We start from the raw sequence: 25260 nt of genomic DNA, 5'->3' as shown, positions 1-25260 counted from the left end.
TCAGTCATTAAATAATATTTGTTTTTTGAATAATTATATTTATATATTTGTCCTGTATATTTATTCTGTTTAGCATTGTTATTTGTGAACGTTGTTATGAATCTCAATAGACAGCCGAATTGTTTTTCCCATACCCAACCACTTATACTTATGTACAAATTTATTTTGTTATTTTCTTTGTTATTTTTTTGGGCTTTACAATACTCATCAGCACAAGTAGACCTGCCAAGGGGAAGGGCAGAAGTAAATTTCCCGTTGTATTCCTATGGTAACAGCGACCGTCTAAATACCACAATCAATCTAACCTACACAGGCGGCAATGGTATCCCCGTAAATGAATTGGCTTCTAATACCGGCTTGGGCTGGCAGTTACAAGCCGGTGGGGTAATCACACGGTCTACAAGAGGTGAGCCTGACGATCAGGTTGGTGGAACACTGGATGGTTATGTGATATCTACCGGGCGATTGTATAGTAGCTGGAGTAACACAGCTATGAACATAAGAGCAACCTGGATACCCATTACTAAAGAACGTGTCCTGTTCTATCGTGGAGACCCCAGTATCTGCGATGATAGGGAGGCAGACGTCTTTAACTTTAGCTTTAATGGAAGAAACGGTAGTTTCTTGGTGGGTACTAATGGAAGTATTAAAATACTTGACAACAGTAACCTGAAAATTGAAATCATAAGAGAAGATCTTTCTGCCAGTAAAATTCTTACCCGCTTTAGTAAATTTGTTATTACAGATGAACAAGGTATCCGTTATACCTTTAGTGAGAAAGTCCTTGATAAAATTATCTTATACCAGGGATATGACCAGAAGAGATTTGTACTGGATCCCGCCCCTGCCAATCTGGAAACTTATACTGTAAAACAGCGTAACCTCATAATGGATTATTATTCGGTTAATAACTGGTATCTCTCAGAAATTGCTGATCCGTTAACCAACCGAAAAATATCATTTAACTATGAAGATTACAATCTGGCATATACTGCTGAGGTGCAGGGCGTTTTTAGCCAAAGCCCAAGTCCTAATGGTAGCTCGCTGACGCAGATAGTTGCTCAGCGTATAACCCCATTATATAGTGGGATTATGAAGCGCTTGCTGAACATTACTTTACCCGATAATAATAAGGTTGTTTTTAGTTACTCCAGTACAGAAAGAATTGACCTACCCGGCGATAAAGCATTATTACAGATCGATATTTTAAAAGATAATTTTGTAGTAATGGGGTATAAATTCGATTATCAGTATTTCGCTTTGACCAACCTGCGGGATGTTACCTATGGTTTTACCGCTACCGAGGCCGCAAATGCAAGGTTATGCCTGAAATCATTTCGTAAATTTGGAATAAACCAAACAGCAGATAACCCTTATCAATTCACTTATAACCTTGGAACAAGTACCTTGGGCGTTCCGGGTAGGTTGACACCTGCGATGGACCATTATGGTTATTACAATGGTCTTACCGCTTCTACTTTTGATACGGATATAGGTATATATACAAATATTCAACATTTGTGTTTGGCGAATTACCGAACTGTGATTGGCACTATTAATATTATGGGAGCAGGTACTCTTACGGGGATCAAATATCCTAATGGAGGTGTGCTTACCTATGTGTATGAAGTTAACAAAGCCTGGAATGGTACTAAGGAAGTGAATGGTCCAGGAATTAGGGTGAAGCAAACTATTCTGTCAGACGGTAATAATATTAATAGCGATATTTTACGTGATTATAAATATGTGCAGGAAGACGGAACTACTACTTCATGTTGGGGATATGAAGAGCCTGTTTATGAAGAGGACGTTACCAATACATTGAATATTCCGACCAAGGGTAGTTATTTTCTTGCCGGTATGGGATATAAAACTGCAATTTCAGTAGGGCAACAATTAGTAGGTGCATATTTTGCGGGAACATTTAGTAAGAATGTGAATTCAATGGCTAATGATCCTAAGAAATATAATGCCTCTATCGGTAATCAACTTGGTCCTATTTTGAATAATACCATTGAATCAGTTGCATTATATATAATATTTGATTTAATTACTTCGGATGTTAAAACAACTACAACGACTTATCAAAATTACCTCAGTGCGCACCCTAAAAGCCAGAATCTGCTACCGAATCTGTATTCAAGGGTAGAAGTTTATGAAGGAAGTACGAGTGATAACATGGGAAAATCAGTGTATGAGTTTACTTCTGATAAAGATTTTACAATCAATTATCCATCAGTTGCCATCACCTATGCCCAAAAACAGCGTTGTCTTCCCTGGGTGTACGGCGCACTAAAGCGTAAAACAGTCTTTAATAAAAATGGTGAGCTGGTGAGTGAGTCCTATAACAGGTATAATGCTAAAGTCAACGAATCCCAGGACCCGCTTTTTGCGTCTAATGTGTATAAGCCCAAAAGTTACCTCGTAACAACGCAGGATGCTTTCAATGCTTCCGGTTTGGGTTTTTATACTGAAACATATTATCCTATTACAGGAAATCTGCAAATAGCATATACAACCGAAAAAGTATATACTGGTCCTGATTTTATGCTGAGTAGGGAAGATTATTCGTATGATACTTATAATAATATTATAAAAGTTACTAAAACCAATAACCTGAATGAAAAGGAAGAGCTACGGACCTATTATCCCTACAATTACACTGGTACAGGTATTACAAAGACATTGACCGATAATAATATTATCAGTGCACCAGTGGCTCAGGAAACATGGTTATTGAAAGACGGAACTGAAGCACAGCTGGTAAGTGGTGAGATTGGGGAATTTTCAAAGATTAGTAATGGTGATATCAGGATAGGGAAGACTTATCAGTTCAGAAGTAATAGCCCGGTTGCTCAAAGTGTAATAGGTGCATTTGATCCTGCGAATTTGGTACGAAATACTACCTACTTTAAGGAAGCGCAATCTTTTGCGTTTAATGCAGCCGGAAGAGTATCTACACAGACGGCATCAGGCAAGATGACTTCATTTATTTATGACGACAATAATGAAAAAGTTATAGCAGGAGCTATGAATGCCAGTATCAATGATATAGCCTATAGTAGCTTTGAACCGGGCCAAATGGGCAATTGGGTAATAACAACATCAGGCTCCAGTTTTTCCCCAACCAATGTTGGTACAGCGCCTACCGGAAGTTATGCCGTTAACATGGCAAGCCTAACAAATATTTCAAAATCAGGTCTGGATGCCAATAAGCATTATTATTTGTCCTATTGGTCTCAAAATGCAAGTATTTCGATCAATAGCGCTACTGTTGTTTCAGAAACAGCTATCATTATCCGAAATGGCTGGACACTCAAAATACTTGAGCTGAGCAATACTTCTGGTTTTACTATCTCTGGAACAGGTCAACTAGATGAGTTGCGTTTATACCCTGTTGAAGCGGTAATAAACAGTACTACTTATACTCCTCAGGCAGAAGTATCCAGTACAATGAGTGCTCAGAATATGGCACTTTATTATGAATATGATAATCTGGGCAGATTGACCAATACTTATGACAGTGACAGGAACCTTACCTCACATTCAGAGTATCAATATGGACAACAATAAGGTTTAACTTCCAAGAAATTAAGATGAAAAAAATTCCCTATATTTTTCGACGTCCATTAATGGTGTTGCTAGTACTGCTGTTTTGTAGTAACCATTTATTGGCCCAATGTACCGATAGAAGTCCCGTACCTGTAGGAACAACCGAAACTTATAATATTACAGATTTAAATGTTTCTAATGTTCACTGGTCAGTGTCTTCCGGCGGGACAATTGTGGGTTCTTCCACCAATGCCTCAGTAAAAGTTCAATGGAATATTGCTGGTAGCGGTTATGTGAGTGCCGTATATTTTGTGAGTGCGATGGATATGGACGTGTGCTTTAATGCGCCGGTTTATAGCCCAATCAATGGTGGTACTATCACAGGTAATATCACTTCTGTTGTGAAGGACGATATTATTTCTTATACAGGTTTTGTAAATGCCTCTTCAGCCACAGGAGGAAAAGGTGCAGCACTTGGTGTTGCCTATTCCTATCAATGGGAAGAATCTGCTGATGGTACTAATTGGACGCCCATTTATGGTTCTACAGGATTGGATTGTAAGGGGAGTTCCATTATTAGTCAGAAATATCATATCCGCAGAAAAGTAAGTGATCAATATAATGAAGCTTATTCAAATGTATTGACTATAGATATCAGTAAAAGACTGACTGCCGGTACAATCAATAGTTCCCAGACTGTAACGGCCGGTGCTGCTCCTGCTGCTTTTACAACAACAATTAGCCCAGCCGGAGGTACCGATAGTTATACATATCAATGGGAGTCATCCCCTGATGAGATGACCTGGATGGCTATTTCCGGAGCTACAGCTGCGGGCTATCAGCCACCAGCACTCTCCGCTACTACATATTTTAGAAAGAAAGTAACTTCAGGTTCACAAGTCAGCAGCAGCAATACAGTACAGGTGTTTGTGAAAGCTGCTGTTGCGCCAAATATTCCTGTTACCACTTCCAGCGCAGGTACTCAAACACAGCTCACTCCTCCCGATTATAGTGCTGTCAATGCAACGAAGCTTAATAGTGTTAAAGGATTTACTGTACTTAAACCGGGGGTAACGAGTGCTTCTCAGTTGACTTCACTAAGCAGTAAAAGAGATGTACGTGTGAATGTAGCTTATTCTGATGGTCTTAGCAGAGTATTGGAATCAGTTTTACAAAAGGTAGGTAATAACAATACTGACCTTGTACAGGTTTCTCAATATGACCAGTTTGGGCGTCAGACGGTAAGACATCTCCCTTATCTGGCTGCTACAACCAGTACCAGTCAGGGTACATTCAGAACTGATGTAAAGACAGCACAGCCAGCCTATTATAATGCATTGACGCAAAATAAGGATAGTTATTTTTATAGTCAGTACCTGGATGAAGCATCTCCGGCATCCCGTTATTTTAAAATACAATTGCCCGGAAAAGATCAAATAGGTACAAACGTCAGCTCAGGTTCCCAAATCACTAAAAATACAGGTAATGAACATGTAAGAATATGGAAAATTGGTGATGCAGAAACAGATGTTCCTGTAAGTGTCGCAGAATATGCTGATGGAAACCTTTTGGTCCTAAAATCCACAGATGAAAATGGTATTTATAGTACACAATTCTACGATCTGTATGGCAGAATGCTGATGTCTTCCAGAGAGGGGGCAGATGGTAATTACAAAAATGAACTGCGCACTTACTATGTCTATGATGATATGGGGAATTTGCGTTATATTATTCCTCCACTTGCAACTAAGAACTGGTGGGATAATGCAACCTGGGACTTCTCTGTTAGTACTGATAATAAAAACCTACTGAAGCAGCTGGGATATAAGTTCTATTATGATGCCAAAGGAAGATTAGTTTCGGAGGAAGGGGCAGGACGAAAAGGAACATCTAATTACGTATATGATGTAAATGACAGATTAGTATTAGTACAAGACCAAACGCTGAATAGTCGTAATCAGGGTGAATGGATACTGTACACGTATGATAGTCAGGACAGGATACGGGTGATGTCATTGTATCAGAATGCAACTGCTACCCGTGAAGGTCTTCAGGCGCAAATGGATCTAGTAAGTGGTAGCAGTATTGTCTCAGTAACGACACTTGCTGATAAAGATATATATATCGACCACAACGATAACACTTCAACCTATGTAGCATCTGGAAGTGTGACTTTTTTACCAGGTTACGAAAGTACTTCAGGTGGAGAATTGGCTGTGTCAATAGATCCAAATGCGGTAAATGTAACGGACAATTTCACAATAAGCAATCCCGTGCCCAATATCAGTGGAGCTAAACCTTTGTTGGTATACTACTATGATAATTACAAATGGCAGGAAGCGCATGCATTCGATAAAAACTATACACTGAATGCAGGTAGCAATCTTTATCCTGTAACTGTCAGTGAGCCCTCTAAAAATACTATTGGTAAAATGACAGGATATAAGCTGCTTGTACCTGCCACGAATCAATGGCTGAAGCACACTTTATATTATAGTGAGAAAGGGGAGATCATACAGATGGCATCCACTAACATTCAGGGTGGTACTAATATAACGACATTACTTTATGACAATAATGGAACGCCATTATCTTCTTATTCCCGCATTAGTAATCCTCAGAGTACAACTGATCCATTGTTGATCACTCAGAAGCGGATGGAATATGATGAATCAGGGAAATTATTGCAGACTTATTACGCTATTGGCAGTGGCGCTCCGGGTACAGAAAAAATGTTAACACAGAACACTTATGATAATCAGAATAAAATAAAAACCACTGTAATAGGCAATGGTATTGAGACACAGAACTATACCTATGATCTGAAGGGTCGTCTCATTGGAGTGAATGCTGATTATTCGAAGAGTAAATCGGGCAATAATTACCTTGGCATGGAGCTGGCATATGAGAATGGGTTTACCAATAAGCCTAAAGATGGCAGCATCTCCGGAGTTACCTGGCGCAGAAAGGGAAGTCCCGATGCAGCAAACGCATATGGTTATACCTATGACAGTCATAGCCGCCTCACTAAAGCTGATTACTCGCAGAATACAAATGATAACTGGCTGAATAGTGAAGAAGATTATACCATGTCCTCTCAATATGACGAAGCAGGTAATCTGATCAAAATGAAGGAGGAAGGTGTTCTTGCGGGAAAAGTCAAGACAACTGTGGATGATCTTACTTATGAGTATAATACTAACAGTAATCAACTAAAAAGGGTAACCGATTCACAGGGTGATAAGCAACAGGGCGATTTTAAGAATTACAGTGGCAGAACTACCGCTGATGATTACACCTATGATGATAATGGGAACCTAATCGGAGATAAGAATAGAGGTATTACCATCAGTTATGATTATCTGCTGGGCAAGCCAGATAGAATAAGTCTGACCAGTGATGCAAATAAATATATCACCTTTACAAGAGATGTATCAGGCAATCTTCTCAAACGAGTGGTAAGTGATGGTACTGAAACTCATACTTACACTATGCTGAGTGGAGCGATGTACAAAGACAACGTACTACAATTTGTAGTGTTTGATGGAGGTCGCGTCAGGAAAAACACGGATAATGCATTCGTATTTGATTATTTCTTGAAGGATTATTTGGGCAATACACGTACGGTACTTACAGAAGAGGCTAATACCTATGGTTATAAAGCTACACATGAAGACAATCCTTCTCCGGCACCATTATTACCTGAGCGTGAATTGTTCAGTTTCCCTGAGCATGTAGATGATATTCCGCAGGGTAACAAATTTTATGACTATAACGGCACCACTAACCGTAAATTTGTAAAACTGAATTATGCCGATCCTGAGCGCAGAATTGGGACTGGTAAGGTGTTACGCGTAATGGCGGGAGATCAGGTTAATATGGGGGTCATGTCTTATTATGCGACAAATTCAACGGATAATAATACCTCCAATAGTGTTGCTTCTGATGTAGTAAGCCAACTGATAAATGTACTGCTTGGGCCAACCAGTGTTGTAAATAATGGAAAGGGAAATATCCTCCAGGGTGCTAACGGCTTGTTGCTAAATAAAGATGATTTTACCAACTTTATCAGCAATGAACAAAGTTCAAATCTTCCTTCCACAACTCCTAAAGCATATCTTAATTATGTGCTGTTTGATGACAATTTCCAGCTGGTAAGTGGTAATACTGTCAGAGTTAGTACTCCTGGAGCAGTGGCGGCCCTGACCGGGCAGATTACTGCCAGTAAAAACGGGTATCTATATGTATATATCAGCAATGAAAGCAATACAGATGTTTATTTCGATGATCTGGTTATTCAACATAAAACAGGTCCTTTATTACAGGAGGAAGCATACTATCCTTACGGTATGCAGATTACAGGCCTGAGCAGCAAAGCGCTGGGCAGGATGCAGCATAATTTCCTGTATAACGGAATCGAACAAATAACAGATTTTGAGCTTGATCTTTATGATGCCTTTTATCGGACTTTTGACCCTCAGTTGGGCCGCTGGTTACAGATTGATCCGGTAGCCGCCAAGTATGCCGCAATGTCAGGGTATAATGGTATGATGGATAATCCGGTGAATCTTAGTGATCCAATGGGTGATGATACACACGGAGATGATCCACCATGGTGGTTGAAGATGTTGATGAATACGCTGGATGAACAAAGCATTGCTAGTCTGAAAGGGGGGAGCTGGTTAAATCCGGTTGAAGTCTCTGCAAAGAAAGCGTCTGTCAATTCTATCTCTTATACATCGGATTATAGTAACGTACACTTTGTAACTGAGGGATATGAGCAATTGGTGGTGCAAGTGGTGGCTCGTCATGAAGGAATTCCTCAGATCAACATGTTGCAACCGCTGAAGATTAGTCAGCCAGTTAAAGTGCCAGTAATACCGGGCGCCATAACAGAGGATCTTGATCATCAGCATGCAGCAATTGTATTGCCAGATGCTTGTTTTGGTTGTAAGGAAATAGGACGCCAGGAGGCTTGGGCCAAAGAGTGTCAGCAGAAGATGTTTGAGACACCTGAAGGTCAAAGCTTCTCGACAATAGCTAGCGCAGCAGATGCTTTCACATGGGAGTTTGGTACTCATAAATTAGTACAGGGTGCTGGTTATCTGGCCGCATCTGGTTTTTTAGGTAGAACAGGTAAAGCTGCTGGCGCAGTATCTCATGAAGCAGAAATGCTCAGATCGTTCAGGCAAACAGAAAATTTTGCTGCTGCAACTCAAGCTGCAAGGAGAGGTCTCAAAATGGAAGAAGTTATGTTTGGTATAGGAATACGCATGGAAAATAAGGGAATGGTTGAAATGGTTGGAAATGCTAAAATTTGGGGTGTAAAAGGAATGAAAGATGGTGCTTTTGTAAGGCATATTTTTTCCATAGAGCTTCCCCGAAATGCAAGGGAAAAGCTTGGTGGCTTGAGACGGGTTATGGAATTTCTGGAACAGGAAGCGAGAGCTGCTCACGCATCAAGGCTAGAAATATATGGTTATTCTGTATACGCCGAAGCATTTAAGTATAGCGAGCAAATGGCGGCCAAGTGGGCAAAATTTGGAGTAATCCAGGAAGCTGTGCCTGAAGGAATTAAGATGACAAAGATTTTAATTTATTAACTTTATTTAATGAAGTTGTTTATACTTTTAATTTTCTACAAAAAAGGGTTATAAGAGCCAGCCATTGCAATGCCATCCATGTTTCAACAATTTTTTCATATCTGACAAGCAATGCTTTAAAAGCATCCATCCAGGCATTGGCATGTTCAATTTTTGTTCGTCTTTTGTAAAGTTGATCATCAAAATATCGGTATTCATCACTTTGCTTCTTTTGATTTCGCAAGTTGGGTTTTACATTTAATTCAATCTCGTAGTCAATGCATACTTGTTTTAAATCTTCGCTGTCAAATCCAGGATCGGCATTTACAAATATTCCATTGCAATTGATATCGGATTGTTCCAGAACCCCGATCATTTCTTTAAAGAGCTTCACTATATCGTATAAGTCATTATGCTCTCCACTTTGCGCTGTTGATACCGTCAGCATCTGACCTCTGTTGTCACATAAGAACAAACTATTACTGGTCTTTGAAGCTTTTCTGCCTTGATAACCTACCGCCTGGCCACCACGTTTGACTGGTGTATGGCTACCATCTAACTGGGCGCTTGACAGATCCAGCAGTTTCTTATTACAAGATAAAAGATTGATCCAAGCCCTCTTGAATGAACCGTCTTTACTCCATTTTAAAAAATACCTGTGAATATTTTGCCACGAGGTCGCCCCTTTATCAAAATATTCGCAAATACTCAACTCTCGCCACTGGCAGCCTGTTTTCATTCGCTTTAAAATCAACTGAACCACTTTTACTAAATCTATCCTGGCCTTAAAGCCTCTTTTGCCTTTGCTTAAATGTGGTAAAATCCAATCTCGTACCTTATCTTCGTCTATGAGTCCCAGAATTATTCGTTTTTATTTGCTAAAACAAAAATCCTTAATTCCTGGGACTTCCTTTTTTCCTTCAAAAAGTGTAAACAACTTCAATGAAAAGAACAGAACAAAGACCTCACCTTATTTTAAAAAAATTTAATAATAATGGTGGCGAAGGTGAGTTGACAAAAATAATAACGGAAGAAAATGAAAGCAACTATACGTTACAGCTAAAAGGACTTCCTGAGGATGAAAAAGGCCTGGTTATTTACAAAAAAGATGAAGATAACTGGGTATTAATTACCAAGAGGAGAATCAGGTTTGCCCGGAATGGAGAAGGCCATGAGATAATGGTTGCAGATTTGGATGACGGGCATTTTTGCTGGGATAGCCCTGAAGCCCGTAGAAGTCAGTTTATACTGACAGACATGGAAAACAATAAATATCTACTTGATTTGGAAAAAGGGAATGCCTTTTCTTCAATGACAAGTGTTATGTTTTTTATGGCACAACAGTAATAGAATAAGATTTCGTAAAGTAGAAGGTGTCCCATTAGAGAGTGTTAAATTAACTGTGTAAACTATCGTTCTTAGATTTGAAGATTGCATCTTTCCTGACCAAAACTGTTAATAAATTGTAATAACATATTGGGCTATTCTATTTGGGGCATGGCCCATTTTTTTGTGCCTGCATCAGACTTAAATACACCACTTTTTCTACAGCCTGGTCGTTTGGTAAAATGGATCTCGCTTTGGTATACTTCCGAATACCCCAGTTGACATTTTTAATCAGGATAGTTGTATATATGATCTTTCTGATGCCTTCAGGGAACCCAAATCATCCGCAAAGCGGATGATGAAGCTGCCACCTCGCAGTAATGGCTGGATTTGGTTTTTGAACCAGGTATCTCTAAAAATCTAAAATTGGTTACAGAAAGTGAAAAGCAGAAATGGGAGGTTTTAAGGATGGAAATACCATTGTATCTTTAGCCGGAGGTAATTACGACCGACCAGTATATGAAATGGTTGAATTATAAAATTTTTTGTTAAGGGTCGTTGATAATATTTGCCCATAATCAGATAATGAGCGCAAATATTCTGATCTTCCGCCCCCCCGTTCTATAAACGAAGGTGAAAATTACCCTAGTTTTAAAATTCTGGATAAATTAATTATAAATATCAAATTGATAGATTATTTGTGCAAACCAACGAGTTAATCTTAGATAAATCTTCTCTAAACTGGTTCGAACTTTGTCCCCGGTAGCCCGCAAGCTTTAAAGCCTCTAAGTCGAAAGATTTGGAGGCTTTTTTATTATTCCTATAAATTTCAACGCTATCGGCACTAAAAGCGATAATTCAAATTATCGCTTTTAGTGCCGATAAACAGGTATGTTTAATTGTTGGTTTCAATTTCCTGCAACACCGTATGTAACGACACTGCATCACCAAACGTCGGTGCATTACGAGTTCCATTCCTTATATCCCCGGCTATCAATTCATACATCCTCGTTACATTCCCCGCTACCAGATTTTCCAGAGAAGGGTTTAATAATTTCAATGCCTTATCCTCCCGTCCGGCACTATAAATAGAAAGCTGCGCTGATTGCCCATGTCCACTATTACCAGTTACCTGTAAAATCCTGAGACTAAAATATAAGAATGCAGCTCCATACTCATACATGCGAATGATCTTGTAACCATCAAACTCAAATATTGTAACATAATCATTCTTATAAGGTCTTCCATTTTTTTTAACGATCATTCCACCTTTTGCGGAAAATACAACCTGGTTGGAGTCTCATGAGGTAGACCATTCATGGTTAAGCCAGACTAATGGAGTAAACTTGCCGAACAAACCTTTAGTGTAGGCAAGAATTTCTTCTCTATTTTCAAGAAGTGCTACGCAAAAAGCCTTCCTATTTCGTCCGGAGATTACATTATTACGGCACCTTATTCAGTGTGATTAAACCAATCCGTCATAAAGACGATGAAATACTCCGTTTTGGCGATGATAAAACTATTGTGGAAATTGATTTTTGTGGGCTATAATTAAGTAATTGCAAAAAAGCAACACTCGAAAACAAGGAGAATATTCAAATCCTCTCCATTATGAGGCATGCAACTATTTAATTCAGAAATCTGTAAAATTCAGAGAATGTGGTCAAATTCACTAATAAATCCTCTCCCCCTAAAAGCAAACTTATAAATTAACCCAGACCAAATACGCTTTCTTCTCTCTCCCCCTCTTCTCAATCATCATTGTCACCAGTGTCTTTCCATCATTGACATGCGTATTCATCGTCAGCTGGCAGAAATTACTATTCTCCTTTGTATTATTTGGCTTCCCAAACAAATATGTCTTCGTTACCTTATTCCCATCAAAGCTCGCCAGCACGGTATTAGACTCACTCACAGCATGCATATTTTCTTTTGATTTAGTCTCTTCATTTTTGGTGTCGATGTTTTCTGGATAGTCATTATAAATCACATATCCCGCCATCATATCATAAGAATAGAAATCCGGTGTAGTATAATACCTCCCCTTTGTCCTAAACCGCCAGTCATCCTGCTGTCTGTGGTATTGGTTAAAAATGCTTGTATAAGCACCATCTGTCTGGTTTTTAGCAATTGCAAAGCTCTGCAGCTCTTTTCCATCGTTATCGGCTTTCATGATGCCAATATCTCCAAAATGACCAGTTATGTAAACATGGGTAGTTGACGAAAAATGCCCCTTTGCGTCCACAGTCGTAGAGTTAGTAGTAACTGTCCGATTACTCAGCCTTTCAAAAAGATAAGTGATCGTATTATCATCATTGATCCTGAAATCCTGAATGGCTGCAAAGTAAGCATCCTTTGGATGCAAATGGTCAGATACATATTTTGATAGCACGGGGTGCTCAACAAGATAGTGCTTCTTCACATTCAGGGAAACAGGATCAATGACACTCATCTCCAGTGCATAACTATCAGCAGGTCCTTTCAGATCCATAATAGCAGGATGAGCTGAAGTTCTTGCATCCATTGCAGTCAGCAGGTACAAAGAGGAATCTGTGGGATGGTATTTTACAACGGAGAACACATTCTGGTATCCATCAGTATAATCAAGAAATTGATAATCAAATGATTTTTTACCATTTCTAAGGATCCCTGTAAGGATTTTGGATGATTCTACCCTTTTCGATGCTACACTATAAGCATAGGCACTTAAAAATACAGATTGATCTCCCATTACATTCAGGTTCAGGCTGATAAGGTAATTATACCTGCTTTTAGGAAGTTCGAAATATGCCTTGTTAATCTCCTTATTATTCCGATTAAAGTGCATCACGGCTATTTTCCTATGCGCCTCTTCCGGCCGAAAAGCTGCCACTGCATAGTTATCGGAATTCGGATCTTTCGCTACCTCGAACAGATTTGCCTCAGTAGGTAAATGCTCCGTTCCATAAAAATCAGTATAATCGACACCTGGTACCTCCGCAAGTACATCCTTCTTTGTCAGCCCACCTGTCTGGGTATTAAAGATGAGTCTACATAACTCAGTGTTTTTTCTCTCTTTATGCGTAAGAAAAAACACCGGCTGACCATTTATTTCAAAGTAACCTTTCAGACTGCATGTTCTTAAGGCTTTCGCTTTCCAACCGTCCACTTTATTCCTTGTTGTAGCTTTTATATGATGTTTTGCATCGAATACAGTTACGTATATTCCTTTTTTCGGGGTAAAATGAAAAAGCAAGGTATTCCCATTCTTCATGGACAATATCCTGCTGGCACCATTTTCGGGTTCTTCGAAAGCATCACTTTTGGAAATCTGTGGCTTGTTTTCTTGTGAGAATGCTGATAAATTAGGTAAAAGAATGCTAAGTAATGCAATTACTAGTGTCCTGGACATAGGTATTTAATTGGATAAGAATGTTTGACTATCAATAAATTAAAATGTTTAATATTACAAGTGTAATAAATAAGTATCTTAAAAATTATCTTTCACCACTCCTATTATTTTCTATCGTTTTTCTCTGCCAAATAAACGGCAACGTTTAGCAGAAATTAGAAGCCTTCAGATGGAAAGTTTGGAGGCTTTTATTAAAAACACAACCGATCCTCAAAACTCTGATGGCAGTAGTTGGTGGCGCCTATATTGGAACAAATATTGTCCGTGCAGGAGATCATAATATTGCTACATCCTTACAGCAAGTAAATCCTATTCAACTCAGTAGTGAAAGTAATTACTATGGAAAACCAGGACAAGACATGCTCGATGAAGTGACAGAGTCCTTCGAGGCAGGTAAATTATCTTTACAAAGAGGGGAGGGCTCCGGAGCAGCAGGTACTCCTAATAGTATCTATGAACAGGCACACCAAGCTGCGGCAGAAGAAGCGGGCATACAATACAATGGCTTCCAAGATGCGAATGGTAATGATGTTGAAGGACCAGTTCATGGAGGAAAAACTATTTATTATAACAGAATGAAGGGTAAGGCTGATAACATCATTTATATCCAATATCATCAATAAAAAAATATGAAAATATACCTAGGAATTTTATTTATATTACTTTTTTCAATCAAAGTGCATTCCCAATCGCTATTTGACACCATCCACAATCCTGTATATAGGTATAAAATACAACGTATCGATTCTGTAGAATCAGTGTATATTATATATGCTAAAAGAGATGAAAAACTTTTCAAAATTGCCTCAAAAAAAAATAATTCAAACGTAGGAATACCTATTCGGAAGAGGAGATATTATGATTTGGAACTAATTTCACATTTAGATGTATCGAGAATAAGTGGGAAATTGCATATAGGTGGAATTAGTATAGGAGGGGTATTAATAGAACTTGAAGGTAAAAAGGTGATATGGGATCTTTTTTATTGTAAGAACTTAGTGGGTTTATATGTTACTTCACCTAATCAGTTTACAAAAGATTAGAATAAAGTGAGAGTGTTAAGTTAACTGTGTAAACTATCGTTCTTAGATTTGAAGAGGTTGCATCGCTCTTGACCAAAACTATTAATAAATTGTAATAACATATTGGGGCATTCCCTTTGGGGCATGGTCCATTTTTTTTGTGCCTGCATTAGACTTAAATATACCACCTTTTCTACAGCCTTGGTCGTTTGGTAAAATCGATCTCGCTTTGGTCTTCCGGTACGACCATTACCATTATAGAAGGGATGAATACTTTCAAACTGATAATGTTGCACTGCCAGTTTAATAAGGGGAGAAAGATCATCTTTATCATTTAAATATTCTTCCAGGTTTTTCATCAGATTAAGGATGGTATCATAGTCATCAGGGGAAGTGTAAATAACTTCTCCTATAGCTCCATTACGCAATGCTGTTCCTGGTAATTTTCGTATACCTGCATTATTCTCTTCCAGCTTTTGTTGAATACTGACAATTGAGTTGGTGTTTAAAAATCCTTTCTGCCTGATAAAATTGAATCCATATAAAACTTCTTCCCGATAGCGAGACAACTCCTTCGTTGCCGGATCAATTAAGGATGCATCAGCAGATAATGCCTGATAAAGCTTATCCTGAGTGGTAATAACATTTTCAATCTCTGAACTAACACTTGCTTCTTTTAATATAACTGCATAGAGCAAAATATTGGGGTTGGGTAAATATTTACCAACCCTTTTAATTCAGCTAAAACCACTGACGAATTAACCAATTGCCTTAATATAGGCAGGGTTTCTATCATCGTTCTTTGTGGAGGCAGTGGAATAAGATCATTTATATGGCTTATCAGGTTTCATACATAGAAATTATACATGAGGCAATTGTCATGTAAAGATAATTCGGTTTTTTATACATGACAAGTATTAACTAAAAAAAGAATCAGTTAATCAATTAATTATCAATAATATAATACTGTTGTCAGATGTAGATATAGGGTAGCTGGTCACTCATATTTTTTGGAAGATGATTTGGTAATACTGATTTTTCGATCTCAAACCAGGTATTACCCCAGGATATAAATGATATATGATCGTTAACGGGCTTTCAATAGATTTTTAATTTCATTTTACCAATAAAGTTGTGAATCTCAGATAAATCTTCCATAAACTGGTTCGAAACCTGTCCCTCGTAGCCCGCTTTCAAAAGGACAAATTATCGAAAGATGGTTTGTCCTTTTTCATTTGCCTCTGTATTGCCTAACAGATCTGCGAACATAGATAATTCCGTCAGGAAAGATCAGCTTTTGCAGCTATAATTGATAATACCACAGTAAAAGAGTTTCTGAAACACGCTACTAAGTTGTTGCTTATACATCTTAACTCCAATTGCTTTAATTTAAGTAACATCTCATCATTCTTCATTCCCTCAGACTTCCAGATAAAAGCTTTCTTGAGTTTCTTGCCTACTTCGCCAGCCAATAGAGATAGGATGTAATCATGTTAAGGAAGTCAGTAATTTTTATTTGAACCTGATCGGTAGCAAGCGGCTCTAAGGCCAATCATTACTAAAGAAGTTATACCAAAGGCAGCTCCAACCCAGGGAGCAATCACGATCCCCTTATAAAAGATGAACCATCCACTTACCGTAGTGCCCACTGCTACACCCAGATTACCAAATGACGTAGCCAAACTATTGGCAAACTCCAAAGCATCAGGGGCCGCAGAAATCATATAAGCGGATGCATTTAAGAAGCAGGGAGCATAAAAAAATCCCCACAAAGCTATTACGGCAATGGTTGCTGTCGTACTGCCGTCTGAGAGATATAATGCAAAGGGAATAATAATTGTACCCGATAAGAATAATGCAGTTGTTTTCGGAACACTTTTGCCAAGCATCTTTCCGGAAAGCCAGTTTGAGAAAACGCCTGTTATGCCAAATAGTAGCAGCATATAGCTTACCATTTCAGGAGTCATGTTTTTAGTTTTGTTCAGGTAATCGGCAAAATAACTGTATGTAGAAAACCAGGCAGCAATCATGAAAAAGTTCATTGCTATACTGATGATAAAGGTAGTCCGGGTAAGTATTTTCAACTGGCTTCCATAGGATCTCTTTTCAAGGACTGGCATAGGTGCCAGCCCTTTCCAAATAGCAAATAGTGCTATCAGGGTTACTGCAGCCTGTACCATAAAGGACACTTGCCAGCTAAGTCTGCTTGCCAGATAGGTTGCAATAGGTACCGTAGTAACCATTGTAATAGCAATGCCGCCTAATACTATCCCCATCATTTCATTTTTATTTTTCTCTGGTACGCCTGAAGTTGCAGCAGCGATAGCAACCGCAATATAAACTGGCTGTAAAAATGCAGGCAATATCCTCACTAATAAGAGCAACCAAAATGAAGGAGCAAATGAGGAAACTATTCCTGTTATCAGAAAAACAGAAATTGCTATCATCATTACTTTTTTTCGATCGAAGCCGGATGTCAGTAATGTCATAAAAGGTCCTGTAACAGATATCACCAATGCAAAAGCACTCAATAATACACCTGCCTTTTCTATGGAAATATGATAGTATCCGGCTATTTGAGGTAAAATGCCGATTACTCCAAATTCAGTGGTAATAACACCCATCATGCCCAGGCATCCGATGTAGGCAACATTTTTTATCATGCATTAATGGTTGTCAAGTGTGGAATAAATCACGTTTTTAAATAAATGCCCGATGTCTTCGGAGTAGGCATCATATTCCTGCGTATAAATCAGGCCAATCAGGTTTTCCTTCGGATCAACCCAATAATGAGTGTTAAATATCCCTCCCCAATAAAAAGAACCAATGCTGATGGCTTGCATAAATTTGTTCTCCGGAGTAACCAAGGCAACTCCTAATCCGAACTGAAGCGATCCGGGCCTGATTATATTATTAGCAAGTTGATTTGTTATCATCAGCTCCAAAGTCTTTGCGCCAATCAATCTTTTTCCGCCAACCTGCCCATTGTTAAGAAATAAGGTAAGAAACTTTGCATAGTCAGCCGTCGTGGAAACCAATCCTGCACCTCCTGAGAGATATATGTTCTTCATGAGAGGATAGTTGGGGTCATTACCTTCATAAATGAGCTTATTGACATTTTTATAATTGCTGTCACTCTTATTCTTCACCGAAAGTGCTACCAGACGATCTGCTTTTTGTTGAGGAAGATGAAAGTAGGTATCCTTCATTTCCAGTGGCTCAAAGATGCGCTTATAGAAGAATTCATCCAATGGTAAGCCGCTCCAGATTTCAACGAGATAGCCCAGCACATCACTATTCAGTCCATAAGTAAATCTGTCGCCAGGCTGATTCACCAATGGTTGTTTAGCAAGTAATGCTATTTGATCTTTCAGGCTTCCTTTGCTGCCAATGCCTGTAGCGATTCCTGCTTTGGCATAAATGGCGTTGATCTCCGGGTTGCCGGAAAAGACTGGATAAGAGAGCCCTGATGTATGTCTGAAAAGATCCCGTATGGTGATCTCCCTTAAGGCAGGAATAGTTGTATAAGTGCTGTCGGAAGCATTGAATTTGTCCAGCACTCTTGTATTTCTAAAGTCCGGTATATACTTCGATACCGGCTCATCTAACATGAACCTACCTTCTTCCCAAAGCATCATAGCGGCCAGACTGGTTATCGCTTTGGTTTGAGAGGCAATACGAAAAATGTGATCGGTATGCATTGGGAGCTTCCGTTCTACATCTGCATAGCCAAAAGCCTTACTGTAAAACGGTTTCCCATCTTTAAGAATCAGGATATCAATACCAGCAGCCTGTTTTTTATCGATGAGTGCTTTTGCGAGGTTATCAATTCGCTGGGTTTGCAGTGTATTAGTTTGCGCATATACTTTATAAGCCGTACTTATACAGAACCATGTAAGGACAAAAAAAGATGCTATTGTTTTCATGTTGTAATATCTATTTGTGATGCAAAGTTGCTTCTCCTGATTCAATAAAGAAAATAAGGTGATTTATCATATCTCATAAAATATTTTATAGCTTTGAAGAATGGTTAATTTAGAATGGTACAGGACATTTAAGGCAGTATATCAGACTGGTTCGCTTACCGCTGCCGCAAAAGCCCTGTTTATATCACAGCCTAATGTGAGCCAACATTTATCGGCACTGGAAGCACATGTGGGCAAACCACTTTTTGAAAGAAAACCCCGGCTGGTACCCACAGATTATGGCAAATTGTTTTACACCCAGATCGTCGAATCATTAGAAAAACTGGAAGAAGTGGAGATAGATTTCAAGGCAATCTGCTGCCTTTCGCAACTTCCTATTATCAGGGTAGGTGCTGTTAAAGAATTCTTCCATGCTATTTCCTCCAGACTCATTACAAATATTCCATCCAGTCTGATAGTTTCTTTTGGCCTTACCAAAGATCTTGTAGCCATGCTTCCCAAAGGAGAACTTGACTTTGTCATTGCTACCCAAAAAGTGGAAACAAAGAATCTTATTTATGAACCTGTTTTGACAGAGAATTTTGTGATTGTCGGAAATCCTTCAATGGATACCTCAACGTTTGATAAGTATGTTAAGAAAAAGGATTGGAAAATGGTGGAAGAATGGTTGCTTGAGCAGGTATGGTTTGCATACAGTTCCGATCTGCCTATTATCCGCAGGTTCTGGCTTAATAATTTCAGGAAACGTCCGGCTATTAAGCCAAGATTTACAATTCCTGATATGCAGGTTATTCTGGCCGGCATAAGTGGTGGGTCGGGCTTAACTATTACGGCGGATTACCTTGCCACTGAGCTTATTAATGAAAAGAAGACGAAATTAATCTGGAAAGGGGATGTTACTACTGAAAACACTTTATTTCTGGTATACGACAAAACAAGGGTAACAACAGAACAGATAAAAATAGCCCGCATGTTATATGCTGCGTTTTAAAAGAAGCAGTGCTATAAAAAAGTGCTTCTTTAGCCGATTATTATAATTAAGGAATCTCAATAATCTCTTTTATTTACATACAACGTCCAGCTTAAATAGAGGTTAAAAGTGTTTTAGCGATTGCCAATTTTAATTCCTCTTTAACTCCTTGTTGTTCGGCGTATTCCTTCCAATTGCTAATTACCTCTTGAATCTCTGAAATAATTTGATCAGCTTTTTTGATATTTTGAAGTTCATACATCGTATTAAATTATATCGCGCTACAAATATGGCAACTATACCAACCTCGAACTTTTAGCATACTATATTCGCTCATTGGGGCCTAAACACTACCTAAATCCATCCAATCCTGCATAATCTGGTTCGAGGTTCCGATACCTGGGGCCGCAAAATTACAAGACCCGCTCTATGAGCGGATCTTGTAGTTTTATCCAATTTTCTCTTTTTGCCCCAAAGAATTAGAATTCAACCTGGTAAAGGATTCTGTTGGTTCGAAATCACTAAACTTCATTTCGGTTTAATGAAAATAAGAGGTGAAAGAGCTTCTAAACACCTCCGTCTATTATTGATAATCCTCTGAGTAAATTACTTTTTCAAGGCCATACAACTACCTGCTATGTAAGCTGCCCGTAGATTCGGCCAGGAAATTTAGAGATTGACAAATGATTTGAAATATTATATCGGCCCAACTTCACTATAATTTACTATCAAGCTCATATCTTATCCTATCTTCTTCAATCAATTGCTTTAGTTCATTTTCGTCAGGAAGATATAATCGATATTTGCTAGCAAACAACTTTTGATTTTCTGCCAATACAGAATATTTTACGATAGTCTCATCCTTTTCTGTACACAAAATAATACCAATCGTAGGGTTATCATCATCGCTCTTCTTCAAATCATCATACATTCTTACGTACATATCCATCTGACCAATGGCTTCATGAGTAAGTTTATGTGTTTTTAACTCGAGTAATACGAAACACTTCAAATAATAATTATAAAAAACCAGATCAATGTAAAAATCAGAAGTATCAGTAACGATATGCTGTTGGCGGGCCACAAATGCTCCTATAAACTGTTGTCCTTGCATGGGCTATTACCTTAGCAATGGAATCGTACAAAGAGGAATTGAATTTATCAATAACATGACTCATCTATTACAAAATTTTAGCCCGACCGCTTAGCCCAATATTGGTTTAATGTCCAGCAAAATTATTTTAATTATTGACAACTATCAAGTCAAAAAAAAATCATTAAAGCCATAAAATATTGAATATCAAAACGATAGTGACCAGTTAAGTAATAACACTGTCCTTCCGATTCTACTAAGGGATTTAATTTCTAATAGGGTACTGTAAGACCGTCAATCATTCAACTATACAACATACGTGTTGTAATATTTATCTACAACTATAACTACTTTTATTATCAAACCCAACCTATAACCCGGGTTTCCCTGTATCTTCTCCTGCTATATTGTCATGAGCATCAAAAGGATATACCCTTATTCGTAAACTCTTGGTTCTCTGATGACATCATATACCATCCCAGACCCATTCCGTATACAATTAGCATGTATAATGAAAAAAACAGTCTGGGCATATAAGAATTCTGCCAAAATAGATATTGGATCATATCAACAAGGTGCTATTGACCTTGATGATATACAAAAACATAACTCTATTAGCGATGCAGAACCAACAACCGGAGGAACAGCGGAAGGAGTATTAATTCATGAATTAGTTGAACAGTTTGAGTTACAAAAATCCGGTGTTGATCCTAATGACAAAGCTACTAAAGATGCACGCTTTAATGACGATCATCAAGCAGGTATCAATGCAGAAAACCAGGTAAATGGAAATACCAGATTAAGAGAAAAAGAACAGATTTCGGAGGGTAATAGAGTTGATTTCCTTCATAACAATCCTTATTATTATAAGTATTACAGGCAAAAAGACAATACAATTCTTGAAGAAAGAATTTCTGTTGAATCAAAAGACATGCAAATCAATAAAAAAGTCATACCTGAATAATATGAAAATTGTAATTTATATCACATTAATAGTAGGTTTAATTTCATGTAATCGGCATACCTGTCAAACTATTGATGATAAAACTTGTCAGGAATTCAGACAACATTTAAATGTCATCAAAGGTCAATACAGACATGAGACGACCTACGTATCCGATTATAGAAAATCGCTCTCTTATATAAGCAGAGTGACCGGATACTGGTCCAATGCCGACTATAGTAGCACTGTGGGATTCAGGAAAAAGAAAGACTACAATATAGCTATCAGGCACTGGGAAAAGTGGTACAGGAATAATAGATGTCTGTTGACCAGGCAATATGTAGATAGTGTTATGACAAAGAAAAATAAATAATTAAGTACAAAAGGGGGGTAATAACACTCCCGAATCCTTTGTACCAGGTATGCATACTCTTTCTCAAAAAATCAAAGTGAATAATGTTATCGAAAATTTGCAAGCCACCATCTATATCTTTGGCTTTATCGTACATCCACGAGCTAATGTCTACGGGGCGGTTAGGGGTGTAAGTATTCGGTTCTCGGCCTTCCCAAATAGTAACTAAATATACCGACTATTGCATCAAAATTAAAACGATGCGAAAGAAGCAAATTCGAAAATCTCTTCCTGGTTCTCCCTTAAAAGTAGACATGGCCTTCCACGTTCGTCAGCAGCCTGATTCCGGCATGATTATTAGCGAATACTGCAGGGCTCATCAAATAAGTGAAGGCAGTTTTTATTACTGGTTAAAGAAAACAAACAATACTTCACCGGTTCCATCATCTCCACCAGCAATACTTCCCGTAAAAATTGTAGCATCATCAAATGAGCCTGTTAATTCAAACTTATTTGCTGAAGTGCGCGGTATTGCAATTTATCAACCTGTGCCTGCAGAATATTTACTCACCTTGCTAAATCATTAGTCAATGTTGTCATTAGCTGGTTATAATTTTTATATCTATACATCTGCAGCGGATATGCGGATGGGAATAAATGGGTTATCAGGCATCGTTCGTAATCAAATGGCACTTGATCCATTAGCTAAGGGTATCATCTATTTGTTTTTTAACGGTCGTCTCACCCAGGTGAAGATGCTTGGATTATGTAAATGTTTACATAAAAGCAGGATCTTAACCTGTGTACGACGATGATTAAAGAATGCATATAACGTTCCATACTGAAATGTATCTTCTTTCATTTCATTGATAACCAGACCCGACAATCCGTTGAAGCTCAAACGCATATCTGTCGCACTGTTCCATAATACAAGACGATAACCGCTTAGTGATAACATATTACAGGAGGGCTTTTAGATATGAAGGTTCTACACGCTGGTAAAATATTATACCACGATATTCTGCAAAAATGCTTCCCGGAATAGATTCCTGTTGAACTGGCGACAGGTCTACTTCAATAAACCCTCCCGGTGAATTGGTTTCCATCAATTGACTATCATAACGCTTTCGCCAGTTATAGAAAGTAGCAGCTGATATCTGAAATGCGGCAGTAAACTCCTTTACACTAATATTGCCGGCCTGAGTAAACTGTTCAAGAGCAGAAATGATCTCCTGCTCGCTAAAATGATGGCGACCTGCCAATGAAGATTTTTTCTGTTTCATTTTTGCTATTCTTTCGAACGCAAAGTTAGATGCTATTCTTTAGCAGGTAAGAATGCTCCGCGTCGAATGCTTACTTCTGGAATGCCGAGGTCCGAATACTTACAGTTTCGCAGAATAAAAAAGCCTCCAGATTTCACATCTAGAGGCTTTTTTTATTTGAGACAGAATTAGGCCTTTTTTTGCAACAGTTATTATGTTGCGAAATACTTAATAGAAATATACACAGTTCCTAATTTTATTATTTCCTAAATATACTGCCTATGTATATTTGACAATTCTACCATCCACACACCAGGGTCTTTAAAATAGTTAATATAGGCAACACGATGACCTGGTATCAGATAGAACCAGATGCATTTCCCATCTGCTCTTTTAATAACCAAATATGGTGTATCTTTTTTCATGGAATAATCCACATCAATAAACTTAGCCCTGGGAGCATAAGGTTTATTTGTTATAATCATGGAATTGTAAATAATACTATCATCTAACATCACCATAATACTATCATCAAATTCCTTTTCAAAAATCAGGCGTATACTTTTTTTAAAAGTATCTGTATAGTCCATTTCCCCTGATTCTGCTTCCCTAAAGGCTTCAATAAAAGGTTTGATTTCTCTATCGCAGCAACTATATTGCTGCCCTACTGACTTAAAGAAATAAAATAGTAATGCAAAGATTAAAAGGACTCTCCTATTTCGTTTTCTGCTCATCGGTATCTATTTGTTTAATGATTTGAAGTATCTGTCCTGGACTTACCTTACTTCGATCAAATTTATTCGGTACATATTCGTTTATTGGCTTCCCATTAAGTTTAATACCCGGATAGCTCATTATGTTATGTATTATCAAATCCAAACGGGCTCCAGGACCAAGGATTCTGTTTACTCTTATTAGGGATCCGTCGGGAGCCATGATAGGTGTTGCGATTATTTGAATATCTGTGGCCTGATTTGCGTCATCTGTGTGATTTGGTCCTGCAGTATGAATTAATTCATGAAGTATATCTCGTGCCACAGTGGCTGTTTCGCGAGGAGTATTAAGAGCTACGCCACTTCTGGAATCATATGGATTAACGGTGTTCCCATTAACTTTTGTATTTACAAAAGTTGTCAATCCTCCTCCAGGCGTACCTGGATCGTCAACAAGAGCGGTTCCAAAATCTACACCCTTCTTCAGTTCATCTACAAATTCAATGCTAATGGAACCAGAATAGGTAGTATTACCGTCTCTCACATCTTTGAACAAACCTGGAAACTGTTTGATTAATTCATTTTGCAATCCCTTTAAATCCTTAAAAACTTCAGAATCGTTCTTTAATTTCAGCTTTACCTGAAAATCCACGTTAGTAATACCAGATTTGCCTCAAATTTTTCTGCACTTTGCTGCAGCTCACGAATATGTGCCCATGGGGGAATGGGCTTTTCATTATCGTTGTTCAAAAAAGGACCATCAGGATGAAGTTTGAAGCGCAATGCTCCCATTCTTGTAAAGTCACTAACCTGGAGGAGATAGCCCAAATCGGTTAAACGTGGTCGGTGCTCATTTTTTTCTCTTGCTGATTGTGCGGCTTTTCTCTGCATTAATCTTCTACCCCAGGTGCCTGGCATGGAATCTACAAACACACCAAAATTCTCCTTTTCTATTGGATATTGTGTGCCTGTATACCATCCTATTTCCGGATCCAGCAACAACTGCTCTGCAGACTCAAGCCAGTCCCTATGGTATTTAAAACTGAATTGTTGCCCCGTTTTACCTAAATCTGCGGAAAGCGAACCAATGAGCTTACTTATGTTGAGCCATGCTTTTCCAATGTGCAT

24 protein-coding genes are annotated in these 25260 nt (G+C 38.4%); 10 read left to right on the top strand and 14 right to left on the bottom strand.

Translation table 11 applies throughout. The features are described from left to right. Positions 1 to 150: 150 nt before the first annotated feature. Complete coding sequence (locus QQL36_RS05380) at positions 151 to 3573, top strand: hypothetical protein (protein ID WP_321569232.1); 3423 nt, start codon at positions 151 to 153, stop codon at positions 3571 to 3573. A 23-nt stretch (positions 3574 to 3596) separates the two neighbouring features. Then, complete coding sequence (locus tag QQL36_RS05375; protein WP_321569231.1) at positions 3597 to 9155, top strand: DUF6443 domain-containing protein; 5559 nt, start codon at positions 3597 to 3599, stop codon at positions 9153 to 9155. A gap of 19 nt (positions 9156 to 9174) precedes the next feature. On the opposite strand, the gene QQL36_RS05370 is transcribed toward QQL36_RS05375, so the two are convergent. After that, positions 9175 to 9957: a transposase gene (locus QQL36_RS05370; protein ID WP_321570544.1), complete on the bottom strand. Its 783-nt coding sequence runs from the start codon at positions 9955 to 9957 to the stop codon at positions 9175 to 9177. A 119-nt stretch (positions 9958 to 10076) separates the two neighbouring features. Here QQL36_RS05370 and QQL36_RS05365 point away from each other — a divergent pair, with 119 nt between their 5' ends. After that, the gene (locus tag QQL36_RS05365; RefSeq protein WP_321569230.1) at positions 10077 to 10481 is read left to right on the top strand and encodes a hypothetical protein; all 405 of its coding nucleotides are present in this window, start codon (positions 10077 to 10079) and stop codon (positions 10479 to 10481) included. Between the two features lie 139 nt (positions 10482 to 10620). Here the strand turns inward: QQL36_RS05365 and QQL36_RS35585 are convergent, their stop codons facing one another. From QQL36_RS35585 to QQL36_RS05355, 3 genes are all read right to left on the bottom strand, one after another. Continuing rightward, complete coding sequence (locus tag QQL36_RS35585; protein WP_415751068.1) at positions 10621 to 10752, bottom strand: hypothetical protein; 132 nt, start codon at positions 10750 to 10752, stop codon at positions 10621 to 10623. Between the two features lie 603 nt (positions 10753 to 11355). Then, the gene (locus QQL36_RS05360; protein ID WP_321569229.1) at positions 11356 to 11724 is read right to left on the bottom strand and encodes a hypothetical protein; all 369 of its coding nucleotides are present in this window, start codon (positions 11722 to 11724) and stop codon (positions 11356 to 11358) included. A gap of 438 nt (positions 11725 to 12162) precedes the next feature. Beyond that, positions 12163 to 13851, bottom strand: coding sequence for a hypothetical protein (locus tag QQL36_RS05355; protein ID WP_321569228.1), 1689 nt, complete (start codon positions 13849 to 13851; stop codon positions 12163 to 12165). 221 nt (positions 13852 to 14072) lie between these two features. On the opposite strand from QQL36_RS05355, the gene QQL36_RS05350 reads away from it, so the two are divergent. Together QQL36_RS05350 and QQL36_RS05345 are read left to right on the top strand one after the other, a co-directional pair. Continuing rightward, positions 14073 to 14474: a hypothetical protein gene (locus tag QQL36_RS05350; protein WP_321569227.1), complete on the top strand. Its 402-nt coding sequence runs from the start codon at positions 14073 to 14075 to the stop codon at positions 14472 to 14474. Positions 14475 to 14480: 6 nt separating this feature from the next. Further along, positions 14481 to 14894 carry a hypothetical protein gene (locus QQL36_RS05345; RefSeq protein WP_321569226.1) on the top strand — a complete coding sequence of 138 codons (414 nt, stop codon included), beginning with the start codon at positions 14481 to 14483 and terminating at the stop codon, positions 14892 to 14894. 20 nt (positions 14895 to 14914) lie between these two features. On the opposite strand, the gene QQL36_RS05340 is transcribed toward QQL36_RS05345, so the two are convergent. The 3 genes from QQL36_RS05340 to QQL36_RS05330 form a co-directional block, all read right to left on the bottom strand. Further along, positions 14915 to 15610, bottom strand: coding sequence for a Fic family protein (locus QQL36_RS05340; RefSeq protein ID WP_321570543.1), 696 nt, complete (start codon positions 15608 to 15610; stop codon positions 14915 to 14917). 765 nt (positions 15611 to 16375) lie between these two features. Then, positions 16376 to 17536 carry an MFS transporter gene (locus QQL36_RS05335; RefSeq protein WP_321569225.1) on the bottom strand — a complete coding sequence of 387 codons (1161 nt, stop codon included), beginning with the start codon at positions 17534 to 17536 and terminating at the stop codon, positions 16376 to 16378. A 3-nt stretch (positions 17537 to 17539) separates the two neighbouring features. Beyond that, on the bottom strand, positions 17540 to 18799 hold the full coding sequence (locus QQL36_RS05330; RefSeq protein WP_321569224.1) for a serine hydrolase domain-containing protein: 1260 nt from the start codon (positions 18797 to 18799) through the stop codon (positions 17540 to 17542). A 100-nt stretch (positions 18800 to 18899) separates the two neighbouring features. On the opposite strand from QQL36_RS05330, the gene QQL36_RS05325 reads away from it, so the two are divergent. After that, positions 18900 to 19790, top strand: a complete 891-nt coding sequence (locus tag QQL36_RS05325) for a LysR family transcriptional regulator (RefSeq protein WP_083730442.1) — start codon at positions 18900 to 18902, stop codon at positions 19788 to 19790. Positions 19791 to 19881: 91 nt separating this feature from the next. On the opposite strand, the gene QQL36_RS05320 is transcribed toward QQL36_RS05325, so the two are convergent. Together QQL36_RS05320 and QQL36_RS05315 are read right to left on the bottom strand one after the other, a co-directional pair. Beyond that, positions 19882 to 20031 (bottom strand): hypothetical protein, encoded by a 150-nt coding sequence (locus tag QQL36_RS05320; RefSeq protein WP_179091415.1) that lies wholly within the window; start codon positions 20029 to 20031, stop codon positions 19882 to 19884. A gap of 453 nt (positions 20032 to 20484) precedes the next feature. Further along, on the bottom strand, positions 20485 to 20883 hold the full coding sequence (locus QQL36_RS05315; RefSeq protein ID WP_321569223.1) for a PDDEXK nuclease domain-containing protein: 399 nt from the start codon (positions 20881 to 20883) through the stop codon (positions 20485 to 20487). 490 nt (positions 20884 to 21373) lie between these two features. On the opposite strand from QQL36_RS05315, the gene QQL36_RS05310 reads away from it, so the two are divergent. From QQL36_RS05310 to tnpB (QQL36_RS35580), 4 genes are all read left to right on the top strand, one after another. Beyond that, positions 21374 to 21826, top strand: coding sequence for a hypothetical protein (locus QQL36_RS05310; RefSeq protein WP_083730628.1), 453 nt, complete (start codon positions 21374 to 21376; stop codon positions 21824 to 21826). A gap of 1 nt (position 21827) precedes the next feature. After that, on the top strand, positions 21828 to 22178 hold the full coding sequence (locus QQL36_RS05305; RefSeq protein WP_321569222.1) for a hypothetical protein: 351 nt from the start codon (positions 21828 to 21830) through the stop codon (positions 22176 to 22178). 239 nt (positions 22179 to 22417) lie between these two features. After that, complete coding sequence (gene tnpA / locus QQL36_RS05300) at positions 22418 to 22744, top strand: IS66 family insertion sequence element accessory protein TnpA (protein WP_321569221.1); 327 nt, start codon at positions 22418 to 22420, stop codon at positions 22742 to 22744. Positions 22745 to 22747: 3 nt separating this feature from the next. Beyond that, complete coding sequence (tnpB, locus tag QQL36_RS35580; protein ID WP_415751054.1) at positions 22748 to 22972, top strand: IS66 family insertion sequence element accessory protein TnpB; 225 nt, start codon at positions 22748 to 22750, stop codon at positions 22970 to 22972. Here the strand turns inward: tnpB (QQL36_RS35580) and tnpB (QQL36_RS05295) are convergent. The 5 genes from tnpB (QQL36_RS05295) to QQL36_RS05275 all read right to left on the bottom strand — a co-directional run bounded on the left by tnpB (QQL36_RS05295) (position 22876) and on the right by QQL36_RS05275 (position 25260). Then, entirely contained in the window at positions 22876 to 23115 is a 240-nt protein-coding gene (tnpB, locus tag QQL36_RS05295) for an IS66 family insertion sequence element accessory protein TnpB (RefSeq protein WP_321569220.1), read from the bottom strand. The genes tnpB (QQL36_RS35580) and tnpB (QQL36_RS05295) overlap by 97 nt on opposite strands. Position 23116: 1 nt before the next feature. Further along, positions 23117 to 23440: an IS66 family insertion sequence element accessory protein TnpA gene (gene tnpA / locus QQL36_RS05290; RefSeq protein WP_321569219.1), complete on the bottom strand. Its 324-nt coding sequence runs from the start codon at positions 23438 to 23440 to the stop codon at positions 23117 to 23119. 245 nt (positions 23441 to 23685) lie between these two features. Beyond that, the gene (locus QQL36_RS05285) at positions 23686 to 24153 is read right to left on the bottom strand and encodes a hypothetical protein (RefSeq protein ID WP_321569218.1); all 468 of its coding nucleotides are present in this window, start codon (positions 24151 to 24153) and stop codon (positions 23686 to 23688) included. Beyond that, complete coding sequence (locus tag QQL36_RS05280; protein ID WP_321569217.1) at positions 24134 to 24784, bottom strand: hypothetical protein; 651 nt, start codon at positions 24782 to 24784, stop codon at positions 24134 to 24136. Before QQL36_RS05280 ends, QQL36_RS05285 begins: the two co-directional genes overlap by 20 nt. Next, entirely contained in the window at positions 24769 to 25260 is a 492-nt protein-coding gene (locus QQL36_RS05275) for a hypothetical protein (RefSeq protein ID WP_321569216.1), read from the bottom strand. The genes QQL36_RS05280 and QQL36_RS05275 overlap by 16 nt, the downstream gene beginning before the upstream one ends.

The sequence above is a fragment of the Chitinophaga sp. LS1 genome (assembly GCF_034274695.1).
In the GTDB taxonomy this organism is placed as follows: Bacteria; Bacteroidota; Bacteroidia; order Chitinophagales; family Chitinophagaceae; genus Chitinophaga.
The sequence above is the reverse complement of the archived record's forward strand: the minus strand, read 5'-3'. Positions and strand labels throughout refer to the sequence as shown.

Bases quoted from the DNA above. Each gene is read 5' to 3' on its own strand.
- QQL36_RS05380 (WP_321569232.1), top strand. From the start codon at position 151: ATGTACAAATTTATTTTGTTATTTTCTTTGTTATTTTTTTGGGCTTTA.
- QQL36_RS05375 (WP_321569231.1), top strand. From the start codon at position 3,597: ATGAAAAAAATTCCCTATATTTTTCGACGTCCATTAATGGTGTTGCTA.
- QQL36_RS05365 (WP_321569230.1), top strand. From the start codon at position 10,077: ATGAAAAGAACAGAACAAAGACCTCACCTTATTTTAAAAAAATTTAAT.
- QQL36_RS05360 (WP_321569229.1), bottom strand. From the start codon at position 11,724: ATGATCGTTAAAAAAAATGGAAGACCTTATAAGAATGATTATGTTACA.
- QQL36_RS05355 (WP_321569228.1), bottom strand. From the start codon at position 13,851: ATGTCCAGGACACTAGTAATTGCATTACTTAGCATTCTTTTACCTAAT.
- QQL36_RS05350 (WP_321569227.1), top strand. From the start codon at position 14,073: ATGGCAGTAGTTGGTGGCGCCTATATTGGAACAAATATTGTCCGTGCA.
- QQL36_RS05345 (WP_321569226.1), top strand. From the start codon at position 14,481: ATGAAAATATACCTAGGAATTTTATTTATATTACTTTTTTCAATCAAA.
- QQL36_RS05335 (WP_321569225.1), bottom strand. From the start codon at position 17,536: ATGATAAAAAATGTTGCCTACATCGGATGCCTGGGCATGATGGGTGTT.
- QQL36_RS05330 (WP_321569224.1), bottom strand. From the start codon at position 18,799: ATGAAAACAATAGCATCTTTTTTTGTCCTTACATGGTTCTGTATAAGT.
- QQL36_RS05325 (WP_083730442.1), top strand. From the start codon at position 18,900: ATGGTTAATTTAGAATGGTACAGGACATTTAAGGCAGTATATCAGACT.
- QQL36_RS05320 (WP_179091415.1), bottom strand. From the start codon at position 20,031: ATGTATGAACTTCAAAATATCAAAAAAGCTGATCAAATTATTTCAGAG.
- QQL36_RS05315 (WP_321569223.1), bottom strand. From the start codon at position 20,883: ATGCAAGGACAACAGTTTATAGGAGCATTTGTGGCCCGCCAACAGCAT.
- QQL36_RS05310 (WP_083730628.1), top strand. From the start codon at position 21,374: ATGAAAAAAACAGTCTGGGCATATAAGAATTCTGCCAAAATAGATATT.
- QQL36_RS05305 (WP_321569222.1), top strand. From the start codon at position 21,828: ATGAAAATTGTAATTTATATCACATTAATAGTAGGTTTAATTTCATGT.
- tnpA (WP_321569221.1), top strand. From the start codon at position 22,418: ATGCGAAAGAAGCAAATTCGAAAATCTCTTCCTGGTTCTCCCTTAAAA.
- tnpB (WP_415751054.1), top strand. From the start codon at position 22,748: ATGTTGTCATTAGCTGGTTATAATTTTTATATCTATACATCTGCAGCG.
- tnpB (WP_321569220.1), bottom strand. From the start codon at position 23,115: ATGTTATCACTAAGCGGTTATCGTCTTGTATTATGGAACAGTGCGACA.
- tnpA (WP_321569219.1), bottom strand. From the start codon at position 23,440: ATGAAACAGAAAAAATCTTCATTGGCAGGTCGCCATCATTTTAGCGAG.
- QQL36_RS05285 (WP_321569218.1), bottom strand. From the start codon at position 24,153: ATGAGCAGAAAACGAAATAGGAGAGTCCTTTTAATCTTTGCATTACTA.
- QQL36_RS05275 (WP_321569216.1), bottom strand. From the start codon at position 25,260: ATGCACATTGGAAAAGCATGGCTCAACATAAGTAAGCTCATTGGTTCG.